The organism is Zoogloea oryzae (assembly GCF_030161255.1).
GTDB lineage: Bacteria > Pseudomonadota > Gammaproteobacteria > Burkholderiales > Rhodocyclaceae > Zoogloea > Zoogloea oryzae.
In genome coordinates this window covers 426-772 of sequence record NZ_BSPX01000255.1, presented here as the reverse complement: position 1 = coordinate 772, position 347 = coordinate 426, and the positions used below count along the sequence as shown (strand labels likewise).

Annotated in this window: 1 protein-coding gene; it reads right to left on the bottom strand. The window is 29.1% G+C overall.

The features are described 5' to 3' along the window. Positions 1 to 347: hypothetical protein (locus QQK25_RS24155; RefSeq protein ID WP_284190098.1), on the bottom strand; the 347-nt coding region annotated here is incomplete at both ends.

Genomic DNA, 347 nt, shown 5'->3' with positions numbered 1-347 from the left:
TAAAAAAGAGACTAATCTTAGTAAAAGTGGAATTTCCAAAATTACAGCAAATCCCTCGGATATAATTTGAGAACCAAAAGAATTTTTATGCCCAAGAAATGGATTTTGTTTCGAATGATTAGCCAAAAAAGTAAAATGATTTTGGTGATAAGTTCGAGTAATTAAACGTTTCACAAGTAGTGAACTAAATTTCCTATCATTACCAAAATTTTCCATGGGTTCGTAAATAACCGACTTAGTTAATTCATGATCATGAGCAAGTGCATAAATATACTCTTGAAAAAGAAGAGGAAATAGGAAGTCTTGTTGTCGAAATGTTTTTATTTCTAAAAATCTTTGTAATTCTT